At 50.6% G+C, this 14,543-nt stretch carries 17 protein-coding genes; 5 read left to right on the top strand and 12 right to left on the bottom strand.

The annotated features are described in order from the left end of the window. Nucleotides 1-19: 19 nt before the first annotated feature. The 4 genes from araH to HV243_RS10225 form a co-directional block, all read right to left on the bottom strand. A complete protein-coding gene (gene araH, locus HV243_RS10240; protein ID WP_016153448.1) occupies nt 20-1,006 on the bottom strand; it encodes an L-arabinose ABC transporter permease AraH in 987 nt (328 codons plus the stop codon). Between the two features lie 14 nt (nt 1,007-1,020). Further along, complete coding sequence (araG, locus tag HV243_RS10235; protein WP_053389500.1) at nt 1,021-2,535, bottom strand: arabinose ABC transporter ATP-binding protein AraG; 1,515 nt, start codon at nt 2,533-2,535, stop codon at nt 1,021-1,023. A gap of 115 nt (nt 2,536-2,650) precedes the next feature. Then, nucleotides 2,651-3,640 (bottom strand): arabinose ABC transporter substrate-binding protein, encoded by a 990-nt coding sequence (locus HV243_RS10230; protein ID WP_003034602.1) that lies wholly within the window; start codon nt 3,638-3,640, stop codon nt 2,651-2,653. 315 nt (nt 3,641-3,955) lie between these two features. Next, complete coding sequence (locus HV243_RS10225) at nt 3,956-4,513, bottom strand: DJ-1/PfpI family protein (RefSeq protein WP_053389501.1); 558 nt, start codon at nt 4,511-4,513, stop codon at nt 3,956-3,958. Between the two features lie 553 nt (nt 4,514-5,066). Between HV243_RS10225 and HV243_RS10220 the strand changes: the two genes are divergently transcribed. Further along, a complete protein-coding gene (locus tag HV243_RS10220; RefSeq protein WP_016153451.1) occupies nt 5,067-5,570 on the top strand; it encodes a non-heme ferritin-like protein in 504 nt (167 codons plus the stop codon). 138 nt (nt 5,571-5,708) lie between these two features. On the opposite strand, the gene HV243_RS10215 is transcribed toward HV243_RS10220, so the two are convergent. After that, the gene (locus tag HV243_RS10215) at nt 5,709-5,960 is read right to left on the bottom strand and encodes a DUF2766 family protein (protein ID WP_016153452.1); all 252 of its coding nucleotides are present in this window, start codon (nt 5,958-5,960) and stop codon (nt 5,709-5,711) included. A 128-nt stretch (nt 5,961-6,088) separates the two neighbouring features. On the opposite strand from HV243_RS10215, the gene HV243_RS10210 reads away from it, so the two are divergent. Then, nucleotides 6,089-7,510, top strand: a complete 1,422-nt coding sequence (locus HV243_RS10210) for an MFS transporter (RefSeq protein WP_053389502.1) — start codon at nt 6,089-6,091, stop codon at nt 7,508-7,510. A 33-nt stretch (nt 7,511-7,543) separates the two neighbouring features. On the opposite strand, the gene HV243_RS10205 is transcribed toward HV243_RS10210, so the two are convergent. Next, nucleotides 7,544-8,182 (bottom strand): RpiB/LacA/LacB family sugar-phosphate isomerase, encoded by a 639-nt coding sequence (locus tag HV243_RS10205; protein WP_016153454.1) that lies wholly within the window; start codon nt 8,180-8,182, stop codon nt 7,544-7,546. 268 nt (nt 8,183-8,450) lie between these two features. On the opposite strand from HV243_RS10205, the gene HV243_RS10200 reads away from it, so the two are divergent. Both HV243_RS10200 and ftnA read left to right on the top strand, forming a co-directional pair. Then, nucleotides 8,451-8,786 (top strand): YecR-like lipofamily protein, encoded by a 336-nt coding sequence (locus HV243_RS10200; RefSeq protein WP_016153455.1) that lies wholly within the window; start codon nt 8,451-8,453, stop codon nt 8,784-8,786. Between the two features lie 194 nt (nt 8,787-8,980). Next, the gene (ftnA, locus tag HV243_RS10195; RefSeq protein ID WP_016153456.1) at nt 8,981-9,478 is read left to right on the top strand and encodes a non-heme ferritin; all 498 of its coding nucleotides are present in this window, start codon (nt 8,981-8,983) and stop codon (nt 9,476-9,478) included. A gap of 45 nt (nt 9,479-9,523) precedes the next feature. On the opposite strand, the gene HV243_RS10190 is transcribed toward ftnA, so the two are convergent. Beyond that, entirely contained in the window at nt 9,524-9,763 is a 240-nt protein-coding gene (locus tag HV243_RS10190) for a YecH family metal-binding protein (protein WP_016153457.1), read from the bottom strand. Between the two features lie 225 nt (nt 9,764-9,988). Here HV243_RS10190 and tyrP point away from each other — a divergent pair, with 225 nt between their 5' ends. Continuing rightward, nucleotides 9,989-11,200 carry a tyrosine transporter TyrP gene (tyrP, locus tag HV243_RS10185; protein WP_019077056.1) on the top strand — a complete coding sequence of 404 codons (1,212 nt, stop codon included), beginning with the start codon at nt 9,989-9,991 and terminating at the stop codon, nt 11,198-11,200. 28 nt (nt 11,201-11,228) lie between these two features. Here the strand turns inward: tyrP and HV243_RS10180 are convergent, their stop codons facing one another. The 5 genes from HV243_RS10180 to HV243_RS10160 all read right to left on the bottom strand — a co-directional run bounded on the left by HV243_RS10180 (nt 11,229) and on the right by HV243_RS10160 (nt 14,535). Then, the gene (locus HV243_RS10180; protein WP_016153459.1) at nt 11,229-11,894 is read right to left on the bottom strand and encodes a YecA family protein; all 666 of its coding nucleotides are present in this window, start codon (nt 11,892-11,894) and stop codon (nt 11,229-11,231) included. A gap of 209 nt (nt 11,895-12,103) precedes the next feature. Further along, nucleotides 12,104-12,385, bottom strand: coding sequence for a heavy metal-associated domain-containing protein (locus HV243_RS10175; protein WP_016153460.1), 282 nt, complete (start codon nt 12,383-12,385; stop codon nt 12,104-12,106). Next, nucleotides 12,382-12,738 carry a mercuric transporter MerT family protein gene (locus HV243_RS10170; protein ID WP_016153461.1) on the bottom strand — a complete coding sequence of 119 codons (357 nt, stop codon included), beginning with the start codon at nt 12,736-12,738 and terminating at the stop codon, nt 12,382-12,384. Before HV243_RS10170 ends, HV243_RS10175 begins: the two co-directional genes overlap by 4 nt. After that, on the bottom strand, nt 12,716-13,858 hold the full coding sequence (locus tag HV243_RS10165) for a transglutaminase domain-containing protein (protein ID WP_053389503.1): 1,143 nt from the start codon (nt 13,856-13,858) through the stop codon (nt 12,716-12,718). Before HV243_RS10165 ends, HV243_RS10170 begins: the two co-directional genes overlap by 23 nt. Nucleotides 13,859-14,064: 206 nt before the next feature. After that, nucleotides 14,065-14,535, bottom strand: a complete 471-nt coding sequence (locus HV243_RS10160) for an SRPBCC family protein (RefSeq protein WP_053389504.1) — start codon at nt 14,533-14,535, stop codon at nt 14,065-14,067. Nucleotides 14,536-14,543 lie beyond the last annotated feature (8 nt).

Below are 14,543 nucleotides of genomic sequence, written 5' to 3'. Positions count from 1 at the left end.
AAAGTTGGGGTTAAAATCATCAAACAGTACGCTTCGCTTTTTGCTTGTAACGGTCGAAGATCACCGCCGCCAGCAGGATCAGACCACGTACGACATACTGTGCGAACGGAGAGATGTTCAGCAGGTTCATTGCATTCTCAACCGTTCCCAGAATCAACACCCCGGCTACCACATATGAGATTTTTCCGATGCCGCCTTTAAGCGAAACGCCCCCTAACACGCACGCGGAAATCACGATCAGCTCATAGCCGATTGAGGTCATTGGCTGGCCGCTGGTCATACGTGATGCGAGGATAATCCCGGCGATGGCGGATACCAGCCCGGACAGAATAAAGATAATAATTTTGGTACGAACGACCGGAACCCCAGCCAGACGTGCCGCCTCTTCATTCCCCCCAATGGCCAGCGTGTTACGACCAAACGTGGTTTTATTGAGCAGTAAGCCAAAAACGATGAAACAGACGACCGTGATCCAGATAGGTGCCGGCAGACCAAACCAGTTGGCGTAGCCGAGAGTGAAGAAGCGCTCGTCTTCAATCCCTACCGCCTTACCGTCGGAAATAATGTAGGCCAGACCACGCACAATCTGCATCGTCGCAAGGGTCGTGATTAGGGCGTTAATTTTCAGCCGCGCAATCACGAACCCATTCACCAGACCACATAGAATACCGAGCAGTAGCCCGGCAGCCACGCCAATCCACAGGCTTTCGGTCATATTAATGACCACGGCTGTAGTGACCCCGGCGCAGGCAATCACGGAGGCAACGGACAGGTCGAAGTCACCGGATGCCAGGCAAAACAGCATCCCACACGCGACCATACCCGACATCGATACCGCCAGCCCCAGCCCCTTCATGTTGATGAAAGTGGCAAAGTTAGGCACAAAGAGGGAACAAACCAGGAACAGCGCGGCGAACACGACCAGCATCCCGTATTGATCCCAAATGCGACCAAGATTTAGCGCCGACTTTGCAGCACCTGAACCCGATGTTGAAACGGAAGACATCATTCTCTCCTTATTCAGGCTACAGCCTGGCTAACTTTTGGCATAGCAAGGCTTAACGCCTGGCGCTCATCCGCCTGTTCATGAAGTAACTCACCGGCAATTTCGCCTTCTCTCATCACCACGATACGGTCGGCGACACCGAGCACTTCAGGCAGATCGCTGGAAGCAAACAGCACGGCCACGCCGCGCGCCGCGAGGGCATAAATCACGTTATAAATTTCATGCTTGGCACCCACATCAATACCGCGTGTAGGTTCGTCCAGCAAAATCACTTTCATCTCTTCCGATAACCAACGGCCGAGAATAGCCTTCTGTTGATTACCGCCGGAGAGGTTCATAATCAGTTGCTCCGCGCCCGGCGTTTTAATATTGAGTGAGCGAATATGGTGATCGGCATTGGTCTCTTCCCAGCCGTTGTTGATCACGCATCCGCCCAGAACATGTTTACGACGGGCACTGATGTTGATGTTGTTACGTACCGAATGGACCGGAATGATCCCTTCAGCCTTGCGATCTTCCGGGCACAGCATCATCCCCGCTTCAATGGCGTGGCTCGGTTTACGGATATCAATAGGCTGTTCATCGATAAACACCTGGCCTGCCGTGATACGCGTGCCGCCAAACAGACCTTTCATTAATTCGCTACGTCCGGCGCCCACCAGTCCAAACAATCCGACAATTTCACCACTGCGCACTGATAAACTGATCGGGGTACGCACGCCTGGGGCTTTGACTTCATGCAAACGCAGGCGCTCTGCACCATAAGGTCTGTATTTCCAGCCATAAATATCACCGAGGTCGCGCCCGACCATCGCCTGTACCAGCGCGTCGTGATCGACCTGCTGCATATCCGTGAACGTTTTGACGTAATGACCATCTTTAAACACGGTGATGGCATCGCTAAGGGCAAAGATCTCCTCCATACGGTGCGAAACGTACAGGATGATGCGCCCTTCGTTGCGTAGCTCACGGATGACGCGAAACAGATTCTCAATCTCGCGCGCTGAAAGGGAGCTGGTCGGTTCATCAAACGCGATAATTTTGGCGTTGCGCGCCAGCGCTTTCGCAATCTCCACCATCTGCCATTGACCAATGGAGAGGTATTTCAACGGCGTATCGGGATCGATATCCATGCCCAGATGCTTGAGCTGAAGCCCCGCTTCATAGTTCAGCAGCGAGCGGTTCACAATCCCGCCTTTGTGCGGCATCTGCCCTAAATAAATATTCTCGGCAACGGTCATTTCCGGGACGAGATGCAGCTCCTGGTAAATAATGGCAACACCGGCGTTCAGCGCGGCATTGGTGTCCGCAAACGAAACCTCTTGTCCACGGATCGCCAAAGATCCCGTCGTTGGCGCATAGTTGCCGCTGAGAATTTTTAATAGTGTTGATTTCCCGGCACCATTTTCGCCCATCAGCGCATGCACCTGACCGGCATAGCAGTCGAAACTGATATCCGTGAGCGCTTTAACGCCGGGGAACGTTTTGCCAATGCCGCGAAATGAGAGATACGGGGTAGACTGTTGCATAACGTCTCCGTGAGTCAGATCTTTATGCCGGATAGCGGCTTTGCCTTATCCGGCCTACTGAGTACGCAATTCGTAGGCCGGATAAGACGCGTTGGCGTCACATCCGGCATTTGTGTTACTTACCGCCTAAGCCTTTCTTCGCCAGTTCTTCTTTAAAGTTATCGCGGGTAATCAGCACCACATCCGTCACTTCAGTAAACGCCGGTGGCTCTGCACCTTTCGTTACCCAGTTGTAGAGCATCTCACTTGATTTGTAGCCGTGAACGTCCGGGCTTGGCAGGAGTGAACCGTAGAACCCGGTCGCTTCGCCTTTGGAGAGTTCGCTCACGGCATCAACGCCGTTGATGCCGATACCAATCACATTCGGCGCTTTGAAGCCCTGCCCTTCGGTCGCACGTACGCCGCCCAGCACGGTGTTGTCGTTCATGCCGACAATCAGCCAGTGTTTGACTTCAGGGTGCTGAACCAGCATGGAGTTAGCGGCATCGAATGCCCCGGGGATATCATTCGATTTAGTGGGGACCTGGTAGATCTGTTTTTCCGGGAAGCCAGCGGCTTTAAGCGCTTCCATTGAACCCGATGTACGGCGACGCGCGGTATCGAGTTCATTCGCGGTAATGGCCATTACCGCTGTGGATTTCACATCCCAACCGCGCTTTTGCATCTCCTTATACAGCTCCTGGCCCTGGCGCTCACCAATTTTGGTTGCAGCCATCATCACCAGCGGCACGGTATCCATCGGCTTACCTTTGGCGTTAGCAAACTGGTCATCGACGGCAATGACTTTCATATCGTAGCCACGCGCCTTGGCCATAATGGCAGGCCCGAGTTTGGGGTCCGGCGTACAAATCACAAACCCTTTTGCGCCACTTGCAGCCAGGCTGTCGATGGCGTTAAGGGTCTTCTCACCATCCGGGACGGCAATTTTAATCACCTCAAAGCCAAGGTCTTTACCGGCTTTATCGGCAAATTTCCATTCAGTCTGGAACCACGGTTCTTCCGGTTGTTTGACCAGGAAACCGAGCTTCATGGATTCAGCGATAGCGGATTGTGACATAATGGCAGCCAGACCGATGGCAGCCAGCGCTTTAGTGAATTTGTGCATGGTTAACTCCAGCTTTAACGTTCTTTTATGTAGGGTAAAATCAGACGATTTTTTGTAATTCGGACGTAAAACAAGGCATTACCTTTTAGTGATAAGATCAATGCCAGTGCTGAGAGTAGTTTTAGCGGGAAATTGATTCTCCATAAGAGAGCGGCATCACACCACAGAATTACAGTAATTGCGTACATAAATTCAGCGGGAAATGACATAAAAAAACGCGGTTTTGTCGACGGGAAAAAAGAGGGATAGCAGATTAATCCATAACATCAGCCAACGAATCCTTGTTCCCGAATACCGAAGCATTCGGGAACATGATTACCATCGGTAATAAATGTGGTCAGCGTGATCGCGAACCGGAATGTCATCTCCCAGCAGGCGCGCCGCAAGCGTCAACGCAAAATCGAAAATATGCCCTAATCCTTTGCCGCTAATCAGATTGCCATCTTCAACAACCGGCGCATCGATATATTCCCCTTCCGTGACGTTTTGCCACAGATCTCCTGAGCAAACATAGCGACGCCCCTTCAGCAGACCGTTGCCGCCCAACACGCGCGCGGCCGCAGAACATACCGGGCAAATGAGCTTTCCTGCCTGATCATGACGGGATACAAACTGGATGACCGCCTCACTGGCGGCAAGATTAACGCTGCCCTGCGGCCCGCCTGGCAATACGACGGCATCGTAGAGATATGTCTGGCGCGCGGCCAGCGTGCTATCCATCACCATCGGTACGTCATGATAACTCACCACCGCACGTGACTCTGCGCAGGCCAGGGTTTCGACTTCGATATTCAGGCGACGCAGAATATCAAGGGTAACAATCGCCTCCGCCTCTTCAAAACCGGGTGCCAGCAGCACCGCAACCTTCTTCATATGTAACTCCTTGCTTAATCCACATAAACGAAATAATTAATGACGACCAGTGCAGACTGTTAAATTTCTCAATTTGATTAAAACTGATCTGGCGCAAAAAATTAGCCATCAGATAATTTGTACTACTCCATCCCGATCGTGAAATTGCCTTTCAACTTGGGCAGATAATCATCAGATGCCAGACAATACCTTATTGTGGAATTTAATTTTGTGATATGAAACACCATTTCATTATCATAAAAATCATTTAATAACATAAATTTCAACCTCTTACATTCATGTCATCTATATACCAAAACAGAAGAAGCATGAATACTGTTATGACAATATGTAAAAAAACATAAATACGCAGATTTAAGGATTTTCTTATACCAGGGCAAGCGTTATGCTGAATCTCGAACGGAGCGAATATAATTCGTGATCACTAAAGGACCGGCGGAACGGATTTATTCTGCTAACAGCTTTAATTGTACGTAGAGGTGAAGTGCAGCGGCAGCCCGCTGTACTGGCGTGAGTAACGTACATCCCCCTTTCTGGAAATAAGGATATTGATATGGCTGCAGTTGGAATTGTTCATAAACTCAATACACAAATGAATCTCGAGTTTTACGCCTCGAATCTTTACCTGCATCTCAGCGAATGGTGCTACGAGCATAGCCTGACAGGTACAGCCACGTTTCTACGCACGCAGGCGCAAGGTAACGTGACTCAAATGATGCGTATGTTCAATTTTATGAAAAGTGCCGGGGCTAATCCCATCGTCAAGGCCATGGATGTGCCGGGTGATGAACTGAGTTCCCTTGAAGAATTGTTTCAGAAAACGTTGGATGAATATCAGCAGCGTTCGAGTAAGCTCTCGCGTTTAACCAATGAAGCTGAAGCATTAAACGATGCGCCAACCATTGATTTTCTTCACGATCTGGAAAAAGAGCAGCAGCAGGATGGCGTGCTGTTACAGACGATTCTTGATGAAGTCCGCAGCGCCAAACGCGCGGGGTTGTGCATGGCGCAAACCGATAAGCACTTGCTCAACGTCGTTAACTACCAGCATCACTAATCTTCAGTTTTCATCGCGTTAATGCCGGATAGCGATGCTGCGCACCTTATCCGGTCAACCTCTGATTTTCCCTGGCACGCGCCTCCCATTCTGCGAGGCGCAAAAAAACCTTTCTAAAACCTGAAACAACGGTTTATTTTAGTGGGATTCATTCTGCGGCGTGAATTTCAACTCGATCAAGGCAACCGCTTTTTGTATTGCGCGCATAGTGACCGGATCGGCCCCTGCAGGATGGCTGGAAAAATCGATGTTTTTCAGTTGGCTGGACATTTTTTCCCGAACTTCTACCGGGGCAATAACATCAAGAACATCCAGAATTTGCTTGATAACCAGCTGACAGGCAACAACGTCCGAGAGCAGTTCCTGATCGGCATTCAATGTTTGGGACATAGTGAGCTCCTTATAGAAAGGTCGTCATAGTACCTATTCAGCGATCGAAACGATAGCCGCGCACACATTACAAATGCGCTGAAAATAAAAAAGGTCCAGTCAGTTTCTTTTGAGATGGCAAGCACAACATGAGTGAACAGTTAGCGGTTGAGAACCAACGCGGTCTTTCCCCGGCAGCATTACTTGTTGCCGGGGCTTTCTTTATGGAATTTATTGACGGCACGGTGATTGCCACAGCCCTACCCGACATGGCCAAAAGCTTTGGCGTACAGGCGGTAGACCTGAACATTGGTATCAGCGCCTACTTGATCACCCTCGCGGTGCTTATCCCCGCCAGCGGCTGGATTGCGGATCGCTTCGGCGCCCGAAAAGTGTTTACCCTGGCGCTGGCGATTTTTACTCTCGCTTCAGTTTTATGCGGTTTGTCCGAAAGCCTTGAGAGCTTTGTAGCAATGCGAATTTTACAGGGTGTGGGTGGCGCGCTAATGGTTCCTGTTGGCCGTCTCGCGGTACTGCGCACCACGCCTAAACATCAGTTGATCACCGCCATAGCGACCCTGACCTGGCCCGCGTTAGTCGCGCCTATCATCGGACCACCGCTTGGAGGATTCATTACCAGCTATGCTAACTGGCGTTGGATCTTCTTTATTAACGTACCGCTGGGAGTTTTGGCGATCGCGCTGGCGCTACGTTTCATCCCGGATATTCATGACGACGAGCACCGTCCATTTGATATAGCGGGTTTTATCGCGACCTCTGTTGCGATGGTTAGCCTGGTGTATGCCATGGAGTTACTGGGAACCCAGCAGCCGCAGGGCTGGCTAACCGCCGGGCTTCTGGCGCTAGGAACCGCGACCTTTCTGTTTGCCCTGCATCATTTTCGTCGCACTACCTGGCCGATGATTCGTCTTGATGCCATGAGCGTCCCTACTTTTCGCGTCACCCTGTACGGCGGGTCGCTATTTCGTGCATCTATTAGCGCTGTACCATTTCTGCTGCCGTTAATGTTCCAGGTCGGTTTTGGCATGAACGCTTTTCACGCGGGTTCGCTGGTTCTGGCGGTGTTTGTGGGCAATCTGACGATAAAACCTGCCACCACGCCGTTGATACGCTGGCTGGGCTTTAAGAAACTGCTGTTAATCAACGGTGCGCTAAACGTCCTGGCGCTGTTGGCCTGCGCATTAATTACGCCGCAGACCCCGGTGTGGGTTATTTTGTTGGTGTTGTATCTGGGCGGCGTGTTCCGCTCAATTCAGTTTACCGGCATCAGCACGCTTGCCTTTGCGGACGTCCCCGGACCACAAATGAGCTACGCCAATACGCTGTTCAGTACGGCAACACAATTAGCGGTAGGCTTGGGCATTTCATTGGCCGCTATCGGAATTCGTATCGGCGATGAGGTGAGTGAATGGCTGGCGTTAGGCAATATTCCGGGGATCAGTTTCCGGCTGGCCTTTGTCGCTATTGCGATTATTTGTCTGGTAGGTATGGTTGATACGCTGCGGCTTGCCCATGATGCTGGAAGCGCGGTTTCTAACAAGAGCAAATAGCCCGGCAGGCGAACACCGCCGGGCCAACAGGATTTAGCCAACTATCTCGCGTACAAACGCTTCGATCGCTTTGTCCTGGCAGTTTTCAAAGAAGCACTGCTGGAAGCGCGGACCAGATACGGCGGTTTTTACCAGTTCAGGATCGATAGCGCGCAGAGTGTCCAGATAGTTTTCTTTTACCACCGCCGCTTTCACCTGGTTCAGAATACCCGCGTTACGCACCTGCGGCTCTTTACGCTCTGGTGGATACCCTTCGCCGTTACGACCAGTGAATGCTTTTTCAAACATATAGCGTACATTCAGCTCAGCACCCCAGCCAAAACCTTTGGCGAATGCCAGAGAAAGCGCATTCCCGTTGTTGATCTGAGAGAACAAGAATGCGTCTGCCGGATCGAGACAGTAACCACACACCACGCCCGGATGTATATTCAGTGACATCATTGCCCCCTGACCCGTACCGCAACCCGTAACCACAAAATCCACGGCTTTGGAATTGAGCAGGATGCTGGCCATAATCCCTAAATGGATGTAGGTCAGATGATGGTCATTTTCGTCGCTCATCCCGACGTTATACACTGGAAAACCTTTCTCATCCGCAACGGCTTTAAGCTCGTTATGAATGATGGCATTTTTGCTTGCCTGGCTGTTTTCCATCATCAATGCAATTTTCATTCTGTAATCTCCTGAATGCGCTGCGGAGGCCCGCTGAAAGTCATAACATTCAGGCCACATTACTATTTTGCAAACTCACTTTCAAATTTAATGAAATTTTGTTTTATAAAATAATGAGGTGCTCACATTTTTTCTGAGACAGCTCAGAATAGCCTCAATAAAATGACGTCGTTGCGATTAATCGCAGGTGATCTTCGGGCTATTCAAGCCATTGATGCGCCACCACATATGCCATGATAGCCTATCTCCGAACTTTCAGAGCGATCACATGAAGACCTTTATCCTTGCCCTTTTGCCGCTCGTGCTGACAGGATGCACTATTACTAAACAGGCGCAGGTCAGCGAAGCCAGTGCCATCACCGGCGTCGTTCGCCTGACCTACAACCAGGCCATGCTACAAACGGCGCGTACCGATGATTACGTGACCCAAGGCACAGCCACCAAAGAGTGTCAGCGCCTGGGTTATGCCAACGCAATGGCGTTTGGTCAGCCGGTATCAACCTGTAGCGTATATGCCGGTTCTCTGTGTTTAAATACCAAAATCACGCTCGCCTGGCAGTGTCACGGCGTTGCGGTATCCCAATCGCCTGCCTTCAATTATTAATATTTTCGACCAGCACATTATTGCTGGTCTTCTGCCTTTTCATTATTTATATTCTCCGCTTAATAGCGTTAATGCGTTTTATTCCCATTCGCATTTTTAATAAATAAATTTATTATTTTACCTTTTGCAAATAATTAAATAACAAATTATAGTGACGCCACGCTAATATATAATAACGTTTGTGGAGCACAACCATGCTGAAAACAGAAATGATCGACCAACTGAATGAGCAAATGAACCTTGAATTATATTCATCTCTGCTCTACCAACAGATGAGCGCGTGGTGCAGCTATCACAGCTTTGAAGGTGCCGCCGCGTTCCTGCGCCGTCACGCCCAGGAAGAGATGACGCATATGCAGCGTCTGTTTGACTACCTGACCGATACCGGCAGCTTGCCGTGTATTAACACCGTTCCTTCCCCCTTTGCTGAATATGCGTCTCTGGACGAACTGTTCCGTGTTACTTACGAACACGAGCAGTTGATCACCCAGAAAATTAATGAGCTGGCACACGCGGCAATGACCCATCAGGATTATCCGACGTTTAATTTCCTGCAATGGTATGTTGCCGAGCAGCATGAAGAAGAAAAATTATTTAAATCTGTCATTGATAAGTTATCGCTGGCAGGGAAAAGTGGCGAAGGTCTTTATTTCATCGATAAAGAACTGGCTACGCTTGATACACAGAATTAATGTTGTGGGGTAATGAAGGCAACCCGCCATCATTACCCGCTAAAATCAGTGACGGCAGATCTTGCTTTCGTGCGTAGAGAAGCCGTCTTCTTTTGCAATAAACTTTCCCTTCGCCGCTAAAAACGCCACCAGCTCAGCTGCCGACATATCCGCCGCAGAACAGGTGTGAAAACGAGCCTGCTCGCCAAACCGTGCCGTAATCGCCGCTTCAAGGCTGGCATTTGAATACTGCTCGCCAGATTCAATCATCATGTTGAGCACTTCGTGACCGTGAATAGATTCCATACTACCTCCTAAATAAAGTCCGTAGCCTAATGTGAACGGCACGGCCTTGCTTTGCGCTAACGCAGGTTTACCCGCAGATAAATATCATTTGTGATACATCTTAACGCGCCAAACATCGTAAAGATTAATGTACATTCATTGTAACGGTGATTTGACGAAAATAGCGTTTTGCCTTAACCTGCGCCGCAGATATAACCGTTGATTATCTCTGGGACAGAGGAAAGCGTGAAAAACAGAACCCTGGGTAGTATTTTTATCGTGGCGGGAACCACGATTGGTGCCGGTATGTTGGCAATGCCCCTGGCCGCGGCAGGCGTGGGGTTTAGCGTCACGCTGGTATTGTTAGTGAGTCTTTGGGCGCTAATGTGCTACACCGCGCTGTTGCTGCTTGAAGTGTATCAACACGTACCAGCAGACACAGGGTTGGGTACGCTGGCAAAACGTTATCTTGGTCGTTACGGACAATGGGTAACGGGCTTTAGCATGATGTTTTTAATGTACGCGCTGACGGCGGCGTATATCAGTGGCGCTGGTGAGTTGCTGGCTTCCAGCATCAGCGACTGGACCGGGACAACGCTCTCCCCGACAACAGGCGTACTGCTGTTCACCTTTGTTGCCGGTGGCGTGGTTTGCGTTGGCACATCTTTGGTCGATCTGTTCAACCGTCTGTTGTTCAGTGCCAAGATAATCTTCCTGGTGGTGATGCTGGCCCTGTTAATGCCGCATATCCATAAAGTAAACCTGCTTACGTTACCGCTTCAGCAGGGGCTGGCACTGTCTGCAATCCCGGTTATCTTCACTTCGTTCGGTTTTCACGGCAGCGTCCCCAGTATCGTCAGCTATATGAACGGTAACATCCGTAAACTGCGTTGGGTGTTTATCACCGGTAGTGCCATTCCGCTAGTCGCCTATATCTTCTGGCAACTGGCCACGCTTGGCAGTATTAACTCCTCAACGTTCATGGGGCTGTTAGCCAACCACGCTGGTTTAAACGGTTTATTACAAGCATTACGTGAAGTCGTGGCTTCGCCGCACGTCGAACTGGCGGTGCATCTGTTTGCCGACCTTGCGCTGGCAACCTCTTTCCTCGGCGTCGCATTGGGATTATTTGACTACCTGGCCGACCTCTTCCAGCGCCGCAATACCGTAGCAGGAAGAATGCAAACCGGCGTGGTGACCTTCCTGCCGCCGCTGGCATTCGCGCTGTTCTATCCGCGTGGTTTCGTCATGGCCCTGGGGTATGCGGGCGTTGCCCTGGCGGTGCTGGCGCTGCTCATTCCCTCGATGCTGGCATGGCAGAGCAGAAAACAGAATCCACAGGCTAAATATCGCGTGGCAGGGGGTGCTCCGGCGCTGGCGCTGGTATTTTTGTGCGGCATTGTGGTGATAGCCGTACAGTTTTCTATTGCAGCAGGATTACTACCGGAAGTGGGTTAAAACAAAAGGGGCTTAACGCCCCTTTTTCTTAATGCAAGCAGCACTGCTTATATTTTTTACCGCTACCGCACGGACAAGGGTCATTGCGCCCTACCTTGGCATCCACTTTGACCGGTACTTTAATCGGCGTTTCCTGGGGATGCGCCATCCAGTAAGCATGCAGATCCAGCGCCGCCAGGCGGATGGCATCCACGCTCTCTTCGAACGCTTCTGGCGTCATTTTCTCAACGACCGCAAAGTTTTCTTCCGTACCGTGCAGCGCAATAGCCTCGAGCGCCGGTTTTAACGAGTCTGGTAACGCGGACCAGTCCGACAGCGCGACGCCGCGCATATAACCAAAACACCACTCTTCAACGATGGTCAGTTCATGCTCGTCAATTTCACGCAAACCAAACAGCGGCTCAAACTGCTCAGGATATTCATCCAGGCGATCGGCCGTATCCGCCATATGTTGAAACGCCAGGTTCATGAAACGCGTCATTTCTTTTTCGGAGGACCAGCGAGGAACATACTGCGCGCCGCCCCAAATAGCGACCAGCCACTGCTCCGGTTCAATTTCATACGGTGAACTCAGTACCGCCGTCAGTAAACCATCCAGTTCTGACACATCCAGAATAGCCTTATCCGTATTGTACTTAGTCAGTACATCATCCAGCCATTCCAGTTCGCTCTCGTTTAATGGTCCCGTTTTCATAACGCTTTTCCTTAGTCAAAAAATCTTGCCTGTGATCATCCTACATGGCTGGAGGGATAACAGATATAAATGGGCATATGCGGCTTACAGCAGCCGCCTGTTCAGGTTAACAGGAAAAGAGGGGAATTCCGGTAGTTAACGCACAAAAGAGAACACTAAGCCGCCGGGCATCATACCGGGAAAACACAATAAAACCACCCGCAGGTGGTTTACTGTTGTTCAATACGGTTGAGCGTTGCGGTATAGCCCGTTTTCGCTACTGCGTTAAGTAGAGTATCGGTTGGGAAACCTTCTGGCACGATGGCTTCTGCCTGCCGGGTTTTGAGAGAGGATTTTGCTTTAATCACGCCGTCGGTTTCACGTAGCGCCTGATTGACCGAAATAACGCATAACGAGCAGGTCATATTTTGTATATCCAGCACCACTTTTTGATTGGCCGCCTGAGCCCACAGCGGCAACAGCAAGCATGCAACTAACGCGAAGATCTTCATTCAAATACCTCATAAAACCAGGCAACAAGCGTTGGGTAAAATAGCACCGGTAAAATCAATGCCAGCGCGCACCAGTAGAGAACGCGCGCTTGCTTCAGAGTTAACCACCCGGAGCACCACAACCGTTTGGAAAAATAGAGCCGCCAGAAGACACGCAGTAATAATCCCAGGGACAGCAGTACCAGAGGAGTTCGCAAAAACTCAAACCGGGTGAAAACGGCGAAGCTCGCCGCCGAAATACCAAACAGCAGGTAAAGTAGCGGTCCAACACAGCATAAGCCAGCGGTGACGGCGGCCGCAGCAGCCGTCAACAGGGTAAGCCCCGCACCTTTAGCGTTGTTCTGTGGCGACATAGCTGTAGGAGAACGCTTTAGGATCATAAAAATTGATCGGGTCGCCATCGACTTCAGCGTAAGGATAACCAAAGTTATTCATGGCCCCCTGCTCCGTTGCCGGATACAACTCGAAATCACGCCCGTAGTTGAATCCAACCCAGTTCATTTCCCAGTTACCAAACAGGTAAGCGTTAACCGCCTGGACATCGGCATCCTGATGCGTTTTTTTCTCTGCCAGACGCATTTTGGTCACGTCAGCAGGATCGCACGGTAACCAACCGTAACCTGCCAGATAGAACTCAGCACGGCAGTGTTGACCGCCGCTCACATTGGCAACGCCTGCACTGTCGGCTGTGCCAAAAGCACTTTTCGAGTAACGTTCGAGCTTATTGGCCTTGCCCAGACGGATGCCAAACAGTTCGCGCGCCGGAATACCGCTGGCCCGCGCCAGAGCAACAAAAACGGAGCTCATGTCGGTGCATTTTCCTTTGAGCTTACCGCTTTTTAATATCTCTGCCACATCCCCCGTGCCGCAGCCAATAACGTCATTGTCACGCTCCATATGGCTGCTGACCCATTCGTAAATCAGGCGCGCTTTTTTCAGCGGATCCTGCTCATTACCGGTGATTTTACGCGCGGTTTCCAGGACCAGTCCATCAACTGGGGTATGTGCCGTCGGCAACAGATACGGTTTTACATCCAGCGGATAAATAATCTGCTCAGGTGCCTGCCAGTTTTTCAGCGCGTCCTGCTTCAGCGGTTCCCAGTCGGCGGTTTCAATGTTGATATCAACGTTAACCAACAATTCACCCTGCGAGTCAGCCCAGGTGGCAAACAGCGTTTTCGCGCCGTAGGTATTATTGGTGGTGACGTACGCCTGCTTATAGTTTCCGCTAAAGGCAAGCGCTGTCATTTGTTGAAACGCGGTATCCACCGGTAGCGGGATCCACAGTTTCACCACGCCGCTCGATCCCTTAGGAGGATTAAGTTTATACGTTTGAGATAAGACAAAGCGTCGACGAGCTATTGGCGCAACGGATGGCTCAGCGGCACGTACCGTCTGGCTAATGACTGCAGGGCCGACTAATCCGGCGGCGGAAAGGAGAACGCTATTTTTGAGAAACTGACGACGTTGCATTGCTGTCTGTCCAGATTGTAAGAGTTGAGCTACGGCTAAAGGGGAAACCGTACGCGATCATCACAGCAGACAGAGGCTGGCATAAAAAGGCGAGTCGATGGAGATTATTCATCAATAACAGACCTGTTAACTGTGAATGAAGTGAGAAACTGCAAGGTCGCTATTAAGCCATTTACAAGCAAAAAAGTACAGCAGCGGAGATACGTTCAGACTATATACACAGTCGTTGCCAGTTTGCGGGCTAACCCTCTTGCCCCCTCGCGCATGACCGTATTGTGATTCCAGCGAAATACAGGTGCTGCCAGCGGGGCAAGATAATTCATCCAGCGGATCGTGGTACGCACATTCCAGTCATATCTGACAATAGTCGCTGTACCATTGGCAGTAAAAGACCATACCCCTCGCCCTTCCACCGCGCCGCTGGCTTGTCCTTCAAGCAATGTGCAAGGCCGTATTTTCAACACATTGATATCAAAGGTTAAGCGATAAGGAAGCGCCCCTTTCCAGGTATAACGATGCAACGCCCCAATACCCCGTAAATCCCCTTTCCTTATCTCAACGATGCGTTCCAGACTTCCCCACCATTCAGGCCAGCTATCCGGATGGGAAAAAACATCCCATACCTCCTGAATTGAAGCCTCAACCCGCCAGACTGTGGAAAACTGATAGTCAGCCATAGTGCAGG

The sequence above is a fragment of the Citrobacter sp. RHBSTW-00599 genome (assembly GCF_013784065.1).
Lineage (GTDB): Bacteria > Pseudomonadota > Gammaproteobacteria > Enterobacterales > Enterobacteriaceae > Citrobacter > Citrobacter braakii.
This window is presented reverse-complemented; position numbering and strand designations above follow the sequence as displayed.

What these genes read in the sequence shown, in the direction of transcription:
- araH (WP_016153448.1), bottom strand. Translation starts at nt 1,006, where the DNA reads ATGTCTTCCGTTTCAACATCGGGTTCAGGTGCTGCAAAGTCGGCGCTA.
- araG (WP_053389500.1), bottom strand. Translation starts at nt 2,535, where the DNA reads ATGCAACAGTCTACCCCGTATCTCTCATTTCGCGGCATTGGCAAAACG.
- HV243_RS10230 (WP_003034602.1), bottom strand. Translation starts at nt 3,640, where the DNA reads ATGCACAAATTCACTAAAGCGCTGGCTGCCATCGGTCTGGCTGCCATT.
- HV243_RS10225 (WP_053389501.1), bottom strand. Translation starts at nt 4,513, where the DNA reads ATGAAGAAGGTTGCGGTGCTGCTGGCACCCGGTTTTGAAGAGGCGGAG.
- HV243_RS10220 (WP_016153451.1), top strand. Translation starts at nt 5,067, where the DNA reads ATGGCTGCAGTTGGAATTGTTCATAAACTCAATACACAAATGAATCTC.
- HV243_RS10215 (WP_016153452.1), bottom strand. Translation starts at nt 5,960, where the DNA reads ATGTCCCAAACATTGAATGCCGATCAGGAACTGCTCTCGGACGTTGTT.
- HV243_RS10210 (WP_053389502.1), top strand. Translation starts at nt 6,089, where the DNA reads ATGAGTGAACAGTTAGCGGTTGAGAACCAACGCGGTCTTTCCCCGGCA.
- HV243_RS10205 (WP_016153454.1), bottom strand. Translation starts at nt 8,182, where the DNA reads ATGAAAATTGCATTGATGATGGAAAACAGCCAGGCAAGCAAAAATGCC.
- HV243_RS10200 (WP_016153455.1), top strand. Translation starts at nt 8,451, where the DNA reads ATGAAGACCTTTATCCTTGCCCTTTTGCCGCTCGTGCTGACAGGATGC.
- ftnA (WP_016153456.1), top strand. Translation starts at nt 8,981, where the DNA reads ATGCTGAAAACAGAAATGATCGACCAACTGAATGAGCAAATGAACCTT.
- HV243_RS10190 (WP_016153457.1), bottom strand. Translation starts at nt 9,763, where the DNA reads ATGGAATCTATTCACGGTCACGAAGTGCTCAACATGATGATTGAATCT.
- HV243_RS10180 (WP_016153459.1), bottom strand. Translation starts at nt 11,894, where the DNA reads ATGAAAACGGGACCATTAAACGAGAGCGAACTGGAATGGCTGGATGAT.
- HV243_RS10175 (WP_016153460.1), bottom strand. Translation starts at nt 12,385, where the DNA reads ATGAAGATCTTCGCGTTAGTTGCATGCTTGCTGTTGCCGCTGTGGGCT.
- HV243_RS10170 (WP_016153461.1), bottom strand. Translation starts at nt 12,738, where the DNA reads ATGTCGCCACAGAACAACGCTAAAGGTGCGGGGCTTACCCTGTTGACG.
- HV243_RS10165 (WP_053389503.1), bottom strand. Translation starts at nt 13,858, where the DNA reads ATGCAACGTCGTCAGTTTCTCAAAAATAGCGTTCTCCTTTCCGCCGCC.
- HV243_RS10160 (WP_053389504.1), bottom strand. Translation starts at nt 14,535, where the DNA reads ATGGCTGACTATCAGTTTTCCACAGTCTGGCGGGTTGAGGCTTCAATT.